The sequence below is a fragment of the Dyadobacter chenwenxiniae genome (genome assembly GCF_022869785.1).
Lineage (GTDB): Bacteria > Bacteroidota > Bacteroidia > Cytophagales > Spirosomataceae > Dyadobacter > Dyadobacter chenwenxiniae.
This window is the reverse complement of sequence record NZ_CP094997.1, coordinates 5,286,679-5,299,223: the sequence shown is the minus strand read 5'-3', so window position 1 is coordinate 5,299,223 and position 12,545 is coordinate 5,286,679. Positions and strand designations below refer to the sequence as shown.

Here is a 12,545-nt window from a genome sequence, read left to right as displayed (position 1 = left end):
CACAATACAATCGACACCAATATGATGAACTACGCAACACCCTCCTCTGACTCATTACCCCAAGGCTTTATCCCGGTCATGCTAACCCCGTTTCTGAAATCAGGTGCGGTGGATTATGTTGGATTAAGAGCATTAACCGACTTTTATCTGGAAGCCGGGGCAACCGGGTTATTTGCCAATTGCCTGTCTAGTGAAATGTTTGAATTATCCGAGCAGGAGCGCCTGGATGTGACGCAGACGGTTGTGGATCAGGTGGCTGGGCGGGTGCCTGTAGTTGCCACAGGGACATTTCCGGGCAGTGTTGCAGAACAAGCTGCATTTACGAAACGTATATATGACACCGGTGTGCAGGCTGTGATTGTTATCACTGGCCTTATGGCTGCTGAAACGGAATCAGATGAAGTTTTTACAAGCCGCGTCCTGGAATTGATCTCGCTTACGAACGACATTCCCCTCGGATTATATGAATGTCCCGTCCCGTACAAAAGGTTAATTAACAGCGAAATTCTGGAAACTTTGATGGAGACCGGCCGCATCGTTTACCATAAAGATACGAGTCTGGACCTGGATGAAGTGAAGCGCCGGATAGCAGTTGCAGATGGTTATAAGTTTGGACTTTACGACGCATATATGGTGAACGCGGTTTCCTCGCTTCGCGCTGGTGCGGCGGGTTTGTCTTGTATTCAGGGCAATATATTTCCAGAGCTTGTGGTCTGGATATGTGATCATTACAATGATCCGGCAATGGAAAGTGAACTTGCGGAAGTACAGCAATTTCTGGAAGATTCCATGGAAATCGTTCATTCGGCTTATCCAACCATTGCCAAATACAGCCTCAAGCAACGCGGTTTCCCGATCTCCATTTACACAAGACGGGAAGTGGACACATTAACGCCTGAATTACAGTCACGAATGGACCAGCTGTTGGAAGACGTTGACCGCATTCAGACAACATTGGGCATTACGAGCATTTTCAAAAAGAATCTGGTCAAGTAAAAAGCCATTTTTACCTTTAAGCTTAGAGCTATGAACTTTCCAAATCAACAAATTCTTTATCAAATCAAACAAGGGGATGAGGCTGCTTTCTCGCAACTTTGCTCATACTTTTATTTTTCTGCGGTAAAATTCTGCGCCGTGCTTTTAAAAGATGAAAAGGAGGCTGAAACGATTACGGAGAGCGTTTTTGCTAAGATCTGGGACGAACGCGTTGACATTGAAACGGAAGATAATTTTCAAGCTTATCTTTTTTTAAACCTGAAAAGCGAAATTTTTGGTCAGATGAACCGATACAGAGATCCCGCGTCTAAGGAAATGTTTTTGAGTAAAATCCATTCATACAGTGATAATCAGCACCTGTAACCCTTTTAACTAGGAGTAACTTTTGATAAACTAAAACGATTACGAGATTTCATATAACTATTTTAAAGTTTTTACTGCAAACGTAGATAGATATTAATACATTTTTCTTTTTAAATTGAATGTTGGCAGCCTGCTGTTGTCGAAAAGATATTTAAAAATGAAACCGCACTTTCACAAAGTTCCGATTGCATCCCGGACTTCTTTTAGTATCCGTCACGACAAAGGCTCCGGCTTCGGCACAGTATGGCATTACCATCCTGAATTGGAGCTGCATTATCTGATCAAAGGCACAGGAGTGCGGTTCATAGGCGATAATATTAGCAATTTTTCGGATGGAGAATTGATTCTGTTAGGCGAAAATCTGCCGCATACCTGGCGCGTTGAGGAAGGCACGAGCAACGCGGCCGTAGAAGTGATCATAATTCATTTTTTGCCCAACTGTCTGGGAAGTGAGTTACTGCTTTTACCAGAAGCATATCAAATCCCCAAACTTTACGAAAAAGCAAGACGTGGCCTTTTGATTAACGGCAAAGCCAAAGAAAGCATTATTCCGTTAATGAAAGCAGCTGTGAATGCTCAAAACCTGGACCGGTTGATCGCATTGCTTTCCATTTTGAAGATCTTAGCAGAAGCAAGCGATTTGGAAACCATCGCCTCGGCGCATGCTTTTTATAAATCCAATGATTCCGAAACGCTGCGGTTGAACAAAATATATGCCTACACGCTCTCAAATTACCGAAACGATATTTCCTTACAGGACGTCGCGTCTATCGCGAATCTGGGTATAACGTCCTTTTGCCGGTATTTCAAGCTGATGACCAAGAAGACTTACAATGATTTCCTCGTGGAAATCCGAATTAGTCAGGCCTGCCGTTTCTTAATTGAAGATAAACTGGCGACGGAGGTGATTTGCTTTGAGTGCGGCTTTAACAATGTTTCCAATTTTTACCGGCATTTCAAAAAGGTGACCGATATGACGCCATTGGAATACAAAAGAAAATATTTGTATAAAACCGCACCCGAGCTGATCTGACAGCTTACCTGTCATGATTTTTCATCCATTCATCCATTGAAAACCGGCCAGATCCGACAACGGCAAAAGTAACAACGAGGATCAATGTGATTATTGAAAGCCAAAGTTCGGAGTTCAGATACGAGAAGCCGGAACGGAAATTGACGAAAAATACTGCGACGAGCAAAATTGGAATCTGAATGATCGCGGATATGCGTGTTAGGCAGCCGAGCGCAATGAGGAATCCACCAAAAATATGTGCGAAGGCTACGTAATGCACGGATGCAACCGTATACAAATGAAGGTCAAGCCCGGTTACCAGCTTCGACAAGCGCGTGGTGTCGCTAATGAAGCTGACGCCCTTCACAAAAAGAAACACTCCCAAGGCAATACGAACGATATCCATCCAGGCCGGATGATGCGCATCGCCCCAATGCTCGATTCGATTTATCATGTTCATAACTTCTAAAAGTTTTGGTTTTCAGAAAGTTACATATTTGAATGGATTATGTCAAGAGATAATTTATCTTTTCCAAGACGCTAATCGATCAGCGAAGTGTGCTTCGTGTCCCGCATTTTGAAATAAATAATGAGGGAAATGAAAATGCAGGCCGTCACATACCAGTAATAGTAATTTTCATGGCCCAGATTCTTGGCCCAAAGCGCGAGATATTCCGCCGTTCCGCCAAAAATCGCGACCGTAATGGAGTAGGGAAGGCCAACGCCGAGCGCCCGAACTTCCACGGGAAAAAGTTCAGCTTTCACAACGGCATTGATGGAAGTGTAGCCGCTAACAATGATGAGCGCCGCCATGAGCAAGCCAAAAGCAGCCCACATGTTCGTAGTATGGCTTAATGTGGTTAAAAGCGGATAAGTAAATATTGTCCCAAGCACACCAAACGCAATGAGCAATGGCCTCCTGCCTACTCTGTCACTGATCGCTCCGAAAACAGGTTGCAGGCAGGCAAAGATCAGCAACGAGCAGAATGTCAGGAGAGTAGACTGATATTTAGTTAAACCCACTGTGTTAACCAGAAACTTCTGCATATAGGTTGTGTATGTATAAAATGCCAGTGTTCCCCCCATCGTCAGCCCGATCACAACCAATATCGCCTGCGGATGTTTCAGGAGTTCTTTCATAGATCCCTCCTTTTTCGCCGCCGAATCTTTGGCTATAAAAGCTTCTGTTTCATTCAAATGCGTTCGCAGATAAAGGGCAACCAATGATAACATTGCCCCGAAAACAAACGGAATCCGCCAACCCCAATCATGCATTTGCTGATCGGTAAGAAAGATATTTTGCAAGATCAGTTGCAATCCCAATGCCAGCAGCTGGCCGCCGATTAATGTTACATATTGAAAGCTGGAATAGAAACCGCGCCTTTCCTTGGTGGCCACTTCGCTCAAATACGTGGCGGATGTGCCATATTCGCCGCCTACGCTGAGGCCTTGTAAAAGTCGCGCAATGAGGAGAAAAATGGGGGCGGCAATGCCGATACTGTTATAGCCGGGCAAAAAAGCAATGAGCAATGAACCGAACGACATTAAGAGCACGGACAATGTCATGGCTTCTTTCCGTCCTTTTGTATCAGCCAGCTTGCCGAAAATATATCCGCCGATCGGGCGCATTAAAAAGCCTACAGCAAATATGCCCGCTGTGTTGAGGAGTTGGACGGTTGGATTGGAATCCGGGAAGAATGTGTTGGCAAAATAGAGCGAGAATGCGGAGTAAGCATACCAGTCATACCATTCAACTAAATTTCCGGCGGAGCCGCCCATAATGGCCCTGAGGCGCCAATTGGTATTATTTTTTGGTAAAACTTGTGGCATAGGACGGGTTGGTTTCCTCAATTTACTTAAATAAAGCACAAATCCATGAGGCGGCCTGCTCGACCAGCTGGGTATGACCACTTTTTAGGACAATGTAATGATTGGCAGGAAGTAATGTTGCAAGCTTCTGAACGGCGGCAGGTTTTAGCAGTTTATCATATTGGCCTACGAACAGATATATGGACACATCATTTGACGACGCCATTTTATAAATAACAGGAATGTCAAAACGCAATTTTCGAAAATTAACCCAGGAATGATAAACGGTTTGTCGTTTTTCAGGTGTGTTCAGGACTTGTTGTACAAACCGATACAAGCTCGCATTGACCAATCCTATTTTTTGGAGAAGACCACAGACGCTGAAAAACGCATTTGGATGCTGCATAGACCAGCCAAAGATGCTCCTCGCAGGCGAAAACCGACTTGCTAATGAATAAAGCGGATGCTCCGAAATCCCGTCCGGCGCTATCAGAAATGCATGATCGATTCTGTCTGGAAATACCTCTAATGTCGCCAATGCAAAGCGCCCGCCCATGCTGAACCCAGCAATGTCGAATCTTTCAATATCATTTGCCGCAAGAAAATCTTGAAGAACGTTTTTCCAAAGTGCCTTTGTGATGATTTGACCTTTTACAAATGCACTTCTTCCATGAAAAGGCAAATCAATGGCATAAATCGTATAAAGCTCTTTCCAATACGCTTCAAAGGGCTTGAAGCAAGTCAGCCCATCCTGTCCAATGCCATGAAAAGCAAGGACCGTTCGCGGGCCATGGCCGAGTTTGTGGTAATGTAGAGTTGCTGTAAATTGCGTTACCAATGAAGTTCAACCGAATAAAGCAGAAAGTTGGAGTCTTTCGAAATAATCACAAAGTGTTCAGTTATTCCTTGTGCAATGATAAGACGATCAAAGGGGTCCTTGTGAAAAAAGTCAAATTCACTTAAAAGCAGGATATGCTTTATAGATATCGGCAAAATATGAATATCTGATTCTACGAGTTCTTCAAGAAAAAGATCGAGGGAGTTTTGAAGAGAGAGTTTACCCAAACTGATTTTAATAGCGATTTCCCAAAGCGAAGCAATGCTAACATATTTCTTATTGTCTTTGTTTTCGATTGCTTCAAGCGCATTTTCGGACAAATTTGCATCGCCTTCAAGAAACCAGATCAGTGCGTGTGTATCTAAAAGTATATTCAAGGCATGTATTCTTTAAAGTCATCCAAAGGCTCATCAAAATCAGGGCTCATTTTAAACGTTCCCTTCATCATCCCAAACTTCAACGGCTTTTTGTTTACACTTTCGCCTGGGAGATATTTGCTGATTAAGAAGTCCACATAGTCGGACACCTCCTCTTTCAAATTCTCAGGAAGAACTGATACCTTTTTCATTAATTCCGTTTCAGTCATAACTTTCAACATTTGACAGTAAGTTATCAAAAATAAAAAAAACCTCCAAGCGAATCCGTTTATTGGGACATTGCCGGGAGGTTTTTTAGATTTCTGAATCTTACGATTCCATCAGATATGCTTTGATGAAATCATTGATTTCACCATTTAAAACGGCATCTGTGTTGGAAGTCTGATGATCTGTTCTGTGGTCTTTGACGCGGCGGTCGTCGAGGACGTAGCTGCGGATCTGAGAGCCCCATTCGATTTTTCGTTTGGAGGCTTCCACTTCTGCCCGGGCCGAATTCCGTTTTTCGAGCTCAATCTGATAAAGCCTTGACTTTAAAAGCCTGATCGCCACTTCCTTATTCATTAACTGCGAACGTTCCTGCTGGCAGGCAATAACAATTCCCGAAGGCTTATGGTGCAAACGCACTGCGGTTTCAACCTTGTTCACATTCTGGCCACCTGCTCCACCGGAACGATAGGTGTCCCAGGTAATGTCTGCCAGGTTGACGTCAATCTCAATGTTGTCGTCAGCCAGCGGATACACGTAAACAGACGTGAACGAAGTATGCCTTCTTGCATTGGAATCAAATGGTGAAATGCGGACAAGCCTGTGAACGCCGTTTTCCGATTTCAAATTTCCGTAAGCATATTCACCGTCAATTTCCAATGTAACCGACTTAACCCCAGCTACATCGCCATCCTGCAAATCCACTTCACGGACTTTGTAACCATTTTTCTCCGCCCACATAATGTACATGCGCATAAGCATGGATGCCCAGTCCTGCGACTCCGTTCCGCCTGCACCTGCATTGATCTCAATAACAGCCGGCAGTTCGTCGCCTTCTTCACCCATCATTTTCCGGAATTCGACTTCTTCCAGCTTGTTGGATAGCTTTAAGCCTTCTTCATCCACTTCTTCTTCCGTTGCTTCATCGGCTTCATAAAACTCCCAGATCGTGTCTAAATCATCACGTAAACGCGATAATTCTTCATATCCGTTTGTCCAGAATTTCAATCCGCGGATTTCCCGCATGGTTTTTTCGGCGCGTCCTGAATCGTTCCAGAACTCCGGTTGAACAGTTTGTTGTTCAAGATCTTCTAGTTGTTTTTTTCGGTTATCGTAGTCAAAGATACCTCCCCAAAGCCTCTACACGGGCCTTCAAGTCTTTCAATTGCTCTGCAGTCATTTGAATTTTTTGAATTTAAGTTGAAAAATAGTCCAGGCTGCTTGTCATCCTGTATGCTTGTTTGTCAGCCTGAGCGGACCGGGCCGCCGGGCGGTCGAAGGCGTGCTACTCGCAAGTAACGCGTCTTCGGCTCCGCTCAGACTGACAATGCCCGGCCGCGGGCAGCAAAGGTATAACAATTCGCAATAACCCTCAGTTTCATAGCAAATAGGAGCTAATGTACATGTAGTCTTTCCGGCAAATCGTCTTAACTTTGCAGGAAATTTTTGTCAACCCATTTCGTACAATAAAAATACCGGAAAATGGCTCAAGCATATGATGTGATAGTAATTGGCAGCGGCCCGGGAGGTTATCCCGCAGCCATTCGTGCTTCCCAATTAGGACTTAAAGTAGCAATTGTTGAAAAGGAAAGTTTAGGTGGAATATGCCTTAACTGGGGGTGCATTCCTACCAAAGCGCTTTTGAAAAGTGCGCAGGTTTTTGAATACATTAAGCATGCAAAAGAATACGGAATTAATGTTGGTGAGTCTGCTGCGGATTTTGGTGCAGTGATCCAGCGTAGCCGCGGCGTTGCAGATACCATGAGCAAAGGCGTGTCTTTCCTGATGAAAAAGAACAAGATCGACGTCCTCATGGGAACCGGCAAGGTTAAAGGCCAGAAGACAGTTGCAGTTACAGACAAAGACGGCAAAACAACGGATTACACAGCGGGTAAAGGTGTTATCATCGCAACCGGCGCGCGTGCACGTGAGTTACCGAATATCAAGATCGACGGTCAGAAAGTTGTTGAATACCGCAAAGCAATGAGCCTTGAAAAGCAGCCGGCATCCATGCTGGTGGTTGGATCGGGTGCGATTGGAATGGAATTCGCTTACGTATATGCTTCTATGGGCACGAAGGTGACAGTGGTTGAATTCCTGCCAAACCTTGTGCCGGTAGAAGACGAGGATATTTCAAAAGAAATTGCCAAGCAATACAAAAAACTGGGCATTGAAACTTATGTAAATTCAACTGTTGAGACCGTAGACACTTCCGGAAACGGTTGTAAAGTTTCTGTGAAAACGCCGGATGGTCAGAAATCATTTGAGGTAGATATAGTGCTTTCTGCTGCTGGAATCGTTGCTAACCTTGAAAACATTGGTCTGGAAGAAACTGGTATCAAAACAGATAAAGGCAAAATCACTGTAAACGAATGGTATGAAACCAGCGTTCCAGGATTTTACGCGATCGGAGACTGCACCCCTGGCCCTGCTTTGGCACACGTTGCTACGGCTGAGGGGATTATTTGTGCAGAGAAAATTGCAGGACATAAAACAGAGGCTTTGGATTACGGAAACATTCCGGGATGTACTTACTGCCAACCTGAAATTGCATCTGTTGGATTTACAGAAAAGAAAGCAAAAGAAGCCGGATATGATATTAAAGTGGGTAAATTCCCCTTCAAAGCGTCAGGAAAGGCAGTTGGCGCTGGTGTTACCGACGGTTTTGTAAAAGTAATCTTTGACGCAAAATACGGTGAGTTCCTGGGAGCCCACATGATTGGTGCAAACGTTACGGAAATGATCGCCGAGGTGGTTGTGGCCCGCAAATTGGAAACGACATCTCACGAGATCATGCGCGCGATCCATCCACACCCAACCATGTCCGAAGCATTAAAAGGTGCAACAGAAGCAGCTTACGGTGAAGCAATCGATCTGTAAGCAGTAAATAAGTTATTGTATGAAATAAGGGTATTCATTTGTTTGAATGCCCTTATTTTTTGCTATTTATGTAAATTTGAATAATTGTCTGACTGACAGTCTCAACCCTATTATCAGCGCATTTAAACTGCTCTTTCTTGAATAAAACTACCTATACTAAGGAGTTCAACGAACTATGGAAAAAAGAGAGTGAGTTGAAGTCGCGGTGGGGCAACATTATATTTTGTGTTGCTTATTTGGTTGGTTACCCGGCTACGTCCATTCTCTATTTTCTGCGTAATGATCCCGGATTTCAGGAAGTTTTAGCCGCAGAACTCGTCCTAAGCGGAATTATTGTCTTTTTGCTTATTCTTCATTTTTACGGCAAGCTCAGCGCCCAGAAAACATCATTCTATACAAACCTGGCATTGGTACCGGTGCATGCATATATCCTGGCCGAAGTGCCGCATGCCTCGTACGACCGCGCCAGCCTGAACATGACGCTGGGTTTAATGTTTGCGTTTTTTGTGCTCCGGTGGCCACTGCATTACAGCATTATCCTGACACTATGCGTCCTGTTCATATTTCCGCCGGCATTATATTATCGTCATCCCGATTATCTGTATCATTTTTTCAGTCAGGGAGGGTTGTTCTTTTTTCTTGGGCAAATTTTGTTTCCCTTCATGATGTATTTTCATGAGAGCCGGAACAAGCACGAATTTTTCTATCTGTTTTCACTGGCCGAGCAAAATGATCTGCTGGAAAAGCAAAAGCAAATTGCGGAAGATGCAACATTGGCAAAGTCAGAATTCCTGTCTACGATGAGCCACGAGATCAGAACGCCGCTCAATGGCATCGTGGGCATTGTACATCTTTTGGAAGAGAATAAATCACGCAGTGAAGAGGAAATGGAGCTGATCGAAACGCTGAAATTCTCTTCAATACATTTAATGGCGGTTGTGAATGACATTTTGGACTTTAATAAAATTAATTCCAACCATGTCAAGCTTCATCCTGTCACGTTCGACATCGAAGATCTTTTCAAAAACCTTTACAACAGTTTCCTGCCAAGAGCGCGGGAAAAAGGGCTTGAACTGGCTGCTGATCTTTCGCCCAATCTTCCACAGCTCCGCGGTGACCAGGTTCGGCTGAGCCAGGTGATCACAAATCTAATTCATAACGCCATTAAATTTACTGATTCCGGCTACGTCCGGTTTTCGGTAAAAGAACTGGAGCGTACCAGCAACGGGATCATTAAGCTGGAATTTGCGGTTTCTGATACGGGAATTGGTATTTCGGAGGATCAGCAGTCCAATGTTTTTGAAATATTTACACAGGTGAGGAGCCTGGTCAAAAGGCAGGATGGCGGAACGGGGCTGGGTTTGGCCATTTCAAGGGAATTGGTCCGGTTGTTTGGTGGCGAACTTACGCTTAACAGCAAGCTTGGGGAAGGATCTGTATTTTCATTTCAAATTGCGCTTCCCTATTCCGCTACCGTACAAAATCCTGTGATGACTGGGAAGATCTTGACGCCAGCTTTAAGCAAAAGCTCCAAAGTGCTGGTCGTGGATGACAATGCTACGAATCTGATTTTTGCGACCAGTCTTTTAAAGAGAAAAAGCATACCCTACGATCTTGCGTCAGATGGGAAGCAAGCCGTAGAAAAATACTTTTCGGATCAGTTTGACCTTATTTTTATGGATTTGCGAATGCCTGTCATGGATGGTTTTGAAGCCACTCGTTTGATCCGCGAGCGCGACCAGCAAATCCCTATTGTGGCACTTACGGCTTCCGCATTTCAGGACGAGCGCGAACGTGCGTTAGCCAGCGGTTTCAGTGATTACCTGGTAAAACCCTTCCTGCCACCTGATTTCTACAAAATTGTGTATGCACACATCGGGATTGAGGACTAGCTGTTCTGTTCCGCGATCATTTCACTTTCTGCCGCCGCTCCATTGCTTCACGCCAGGTGGTAAGGATAATGCCCTCTTTTTCAATGTATTTTTTCAATTCAGGATCTATCATGGCCAGGTAATCTCCTTCACGCGTCGGCCAGGATTCTGAGATGTGCGGAAATACATCGGAATGGATTGTGCAATGCATAATGACCATCGTCAGGCCCGGTTTGAGCACTTTTATGGCATGAATGTATTTTTCTGTTTTATATTTTTGAAGTGCCTTTTCTGATTTGTCGCCATTTTCAGGGCCTTTCCAGCCATAACTTGTATTTTCCAGATCGTCCAGAACCGGAAGCCCGGCATCCCATAGTTGTTTTCCAATGGTTTGCGTCATCTGAAAGCGCTCAGCGCTCATTCTTTCGTCGGCCTGGATTGACGTGTTATGCCCGCCAGGAAACATGACCGGGATTTTTTCCTGCATGCCCACTTTGAGATAACGTTCCAGAAACTCATCTTTTGCGAAGAGCGTTCCCATGTGTGAATCCATATGGGTAGGCTCGAAACCCATTGCGCGTGCCCGATCCAGCTGCGCGCGGACTTCCATTTCTACCTCGTCGGCAGATGCATTTTTAATAACGTCCGCTACACTTCGCCACATAGCACCTTCGGGATCAACGAGCCCCTTTACATTAGGCTTGCCAGCAAGCGGTCCCCAGCGATAATCCTTCCATTCCGATGTCATGGTAAGGTGAAGGCCGGCGTCAAGATCTCTATTTTCCTTCCAATAATTCACAAAACCCGGCACCCACCCGCAAGGCATCATAACGCTCAGCGAATTGGCGACACCATTCCTGATCGCCTTTATTGCACCCTGATTAGACTCATACGACATACCGACATCATCTACATGAATAATCAGCACTTTTTTCCCCTTCGGGTAACCCAGTTTTTCAGCGTATGTTTCAGCAGTTTGCGCCATGGCAACATTGGATAACAAAATGAATAAAAAAAGTAATGTCGTTTTCATATAGGGATGTATGCACATTGTTTTAAGTTAAGGCGAATTGTGACAGTTAATACCCGCTTTTGAGAGAATTGTACCATCCCTGTTCCGTTCCGATCTTCCTGAAAATACAATAGCCTCACTCTTTTCACGTTATTTGCCAAAATCAGCCACCCCGACATTTCCGCATGATCCATTCCCGAAGTCTGCTAACCTGTTCGCTTCTCCTGTTTTTTAGTGCCGTGCAAGCGCAGCATTTCTCGCTAAGCCGCCTTTTTTACCCGAATTTAACATTAAAAGCAGATTACGCCGTTCCTTCCAGCATGAATGGAACCCAGGATTATGGCGTGACAAGAACTGGTTTTTTGGGCATCATTCCCATTCACAGCGAAGTGCAGTTAGGTTACAGTTTGCGAAAAAAGTTCGATTTAAGGGCTGTTCACACAGTTATGCTGGCCCAATACAACCAGATCCAACCCACCGTGGACGGGAAAAACAACCCGGAAAATGGATATAAAACGCTTTCGCTGGGTGTTATACGGCTCCAGGCGAGCATTAAGGACCGGCTTTGGGTCTATGGCGGTGGCTTGGGCATGACCGAAACAAATGAAACGTTTTTTAGTCCGCAGCCTTTCTTTTGGGGTGGCGCGGCGCGGATGCACATTCTCGGTTTGCGGACTCAGATCATGTATGGTTCTGTTTTGGCATATAATCAAAAACTACGTTTTGTGCCTGTTTTTGGGGTTAATAAAGGTTTGGGAAGGCACTGGCGCGTATCCGCATTGCTGCCTTTTATGGCCAATGCAAATTATAAGGCTACCAAATGGTTTAATATTGACTTTCTGGCCGGGCTGAGCGGTTATAGCGGGGGATTCCAAATCCAAATGCCGGAGGAAAAGGTGCTTAGGCGAGAAAATTACCGGCAGATCAAAACAGGGATTTCTGCCAATGCGCATTTGTTTACAGCCATTAATGTGTCCCTGGAAGCTGGCGTAAGCACTTTCAGGCAGATCAAAACATTCAACAGTGCGCGCGAAAATCTCACATCTTACACGCCAGCAACAACGCCTTACATTGGTGCGAGCGTTCGATACATTACCAGCCGATCCAAGCTATCTTCCAAATTCACACGGAGAATGGGTCTAGGACAGTCGGGGATTAACTGGTAATTCAGTGGGTGGATTGC

At 44.8% G+C, this 12,545-nt stretch carries 13 protein-coding genes; 6 read left to right on the top strand and 7 right to left on the bottom strand.

Annotated elements, in window-relative coordinates:
• The first annotated feature begins 24 nt into the window (after nt 1-24).
• From MUK70_RS22630 to MUK70_RS22620, 3 genes are all read left to right on the top strand, one after another.
• Nucleotides 25-996 (top strand): dihydrodipicolinate synthase family protein, encoded by a 972-nt coding sequence (locus MUK70_RS22630; protein WP_234655388.1) that lies wholly within the window; start codon nt 25-27, stop codon nt 994-996.
• A 138-nt stretch (nt 997-1,134) separates the two neighbouring features.
• Nucleotides 1,135-1,359, top strand: a complete 225-nt coding sequence (locus tag MUK70_RS22625) for a sigma-70 family RNA polymerase sigma factor (RefSeq protein WP_234655250.1) — start codon at nt 1,135-1,137, stop codon at nt 1,357-1,359.
• 157 nt (nt 1,360-1,516) lie between these two features.
• Nucleotides 1,517-2,392, top strand: a complete 876-nt coding sequence (locus MUK70_RS22620; protein ID WP_234603312.1) for an AraC family transcriptional regulator — start codon at nt 1,517-1,519, stop codon at nt 2,390-2,392.
• 4 nt (nt 2,393-2,396) lie between these two features.
• On the opposite strand, the gene MUK70_RS22615 is transcribed toward MUK70_RS22620, so the two are convergent.
• The 6 genes from MUK70_RS22615 to prfB form a co-directional block, all read right to left on the bottom strand.
• Nucleotides 2,397-2,831: a DoxX family protein gene (locus MUK70_RS22615; protein WP_234655249.1), complete on the bottom strand. Its 435-nt coding sequence runs from the start codon at nt 2,829-2,831 to the stop codon at nt 2,397-2,399.
• A gap of 80 nt (nt 2,832-2,911) precedes the next feature.
• The gene (locus MUK70_RS22610; protein ID WP_234655248.1) at nt 2,912-4,201 is read right to left on the bottom strand and encodes an MFS transporter; all 1,290 of its coding nucleotides are present in this window, start codon (nt 4,199-4,201) and stop codon (nt 2,912-2,914) included.
• A 22-nt stretch (nt 4,202-4,223) separates the two neighbouring features.
• Nucleotides 4,224-5,018 carry an alpha/beta hydrolase gene (locus MUK70_RS22605; RefSeq protein WP_234655247.1) on the bottom strand — a complete coding sequence of 265 codons (795 nt, stop codon included), beginning with the start codon at nt 5,016-5,018 and terminating at the stop codon, nt 4,224-4,226.
• Entirely contained in the window at nt 5,012-5,395 is a 384-nt protein-coding gene (locus MUK70_RS22600; protein ID WP_234655246.1) for a type II toxin-antitoxin system VapC family toxin, read from the bottom strand. The genes MUK70_RS22605 and MUK70_RS22600 overlap by 7 nt, the downstream gene beginning before the upstream one ends.
• The gene (gene vapB, locus MUK70_RS22595) at nt 5,392-5,586 is read right to left on the bottom strand and encodes a type II toxin-antitoxin system VapB family antitoxin (RefSeq protein WP_234655245.1); all 195 of its coding nucleotides are present in this window, start codon (nt 5,584-5,586) and stop codon (nt 5,392-5,394) included. Before vapB ends, MUK70_RS22600 begins: the two co-directional genes overlap by 4 nt.
• A 118-nt stretch (nt 5,587-5,704) precedes the next feature.
• Nucleotides 5,705-6,779 (bottom strand): peptide chain release factor 2 gene (gene prfB / locus MUK70_RS22590; protein ID WP_234603305.1). Its coding sequence is split into 2 segments (ribosomal slippage): nt 5,705-6,718 and nt 6,720-6,779, totalling 1,074 coding nucleotides; the frame shifts between segments, so codons are not numbered across the junction.
• A gap of 302 nt (nt 6,780-7,081) precedes the next feature.
• Between prfB and lpdA the strand changes: the two genes are divergently transcribed.
• Both lpdA and MUK70_RS22580 read left to right on the top strand, forming a co-directional pair.
• Nucleotides 7,082-8,479, top strand: a complete 1,398-nt coding sequence (gene lpdA, locus MUK70_RS22585) for a dihydrolipoyl dehydrogenase (RefSeq protein ID WP_234655244.1) — start codon at nt 7,082-7,084, stop codon at nt 8,477-8,479.
• A 137-nt stretch (nt 8,480-8,616) separates the two neighbouring features.
• The gene (locus tag MUK70_RS22580; protein ID WP_234655243.1) at nt 8,617-10,371 is read left to right on the top strand and encodes a response regulator; all 1,755 of its coding nucleotides are present in this window, start codon (nt 8,617-8,619) and stop codon (nt 10,369-10,371) included.
• A gap of 16 nt (nt 10,372-10,387) precedes the next feature.
• Here the strand turns inward: MUK70_RS22580 and MUK70_RS22575 are convergent, their stop codons facing one another.
• The gene (locus MUK70_RS22575; RefSeq protein ID WP_234655242.1) at nt 10,388-11,383 is read right to left on the bottom strand and encodes a polysaccharide deacetylase family protein; all 996 of its coding nucleotides are present in this window, start codon (nt 11,381-11,383) and stop codon (nt 10,388-10,390) included.
• Between the two features lie 164 nt (nt 11,384-11,547).
• Here MUK70_RS22575 and MUK70_RS22570 point away from each other — a divergent pair, with 164 nt between their 5' ends.
• Nucleotides 11,548-12,528, top strand: a complete 981-nt coding sequence (locus MUK70_RS22570) for a hypothetical protein (RefSeq protein WP_234655241.1) — start codon at nt 11,548-11,550, stop codon at nt 12,526-12,528.
• The last annotated feature ends 17 nt before the right edge of the window (nt 12,529-12,545 follow it).

Coding starts and splice junctions, on each gene's coding strand:
- MUK70_RS22615 (WP_234655249.1), bottom strand. CDS start 2,831: ATGAACATGATAAATCGAATCGAGCATTGGGGCGATGCGCATCATCCG.
- lpdA (WP_234655244.1), top strand. CDS start 7,082: ATGGCTCAAGCATATGATGTGATAGTAATTGGCAGCGGCCCGGGAGGT.
- MUK70_RS22570 (WP_234655241.1), top strand. CDS start 11,548: ATGATCCATTCCCGAAGTCTGCTAACCTGTTCGCTTCTCCTGTTTTTT.
- MUK70_RS22610 (WP_234655248.1), bottom strand. CDS start 4,201: ATGCCACAAGTTTTACCAAAAAATAATACCAATTGGCGCCTCAGGGCC.
- MUK70_RS22575 (WP_234655242.1), bottom strand. CDS start 11,383: ATGAAAACGACATTACTTTTTTTATTCATTTTGTTATCCAATGTTGCC.
- MUK70_RS22630 (WP_234655388.1), top strand. CDS start 25: ATGAACTACGCAACACCCTCCTCTGACTCATTACCCCAAGGCTTTATC.
- vapB (WP_234655245.1), bottom strand. CDS start 5,586: ATGAAAAAGGTATCAGTTCTTCCTGAGAATTTGAAAGAGGAGGTGTCC.
- MUK70_RS22620 (WP_234603312.1), top strand. CDS start 1,517: ATGAAACCGCACTTTCACAAAGTTCCGATTGCATCCCGGACTTCTTTT.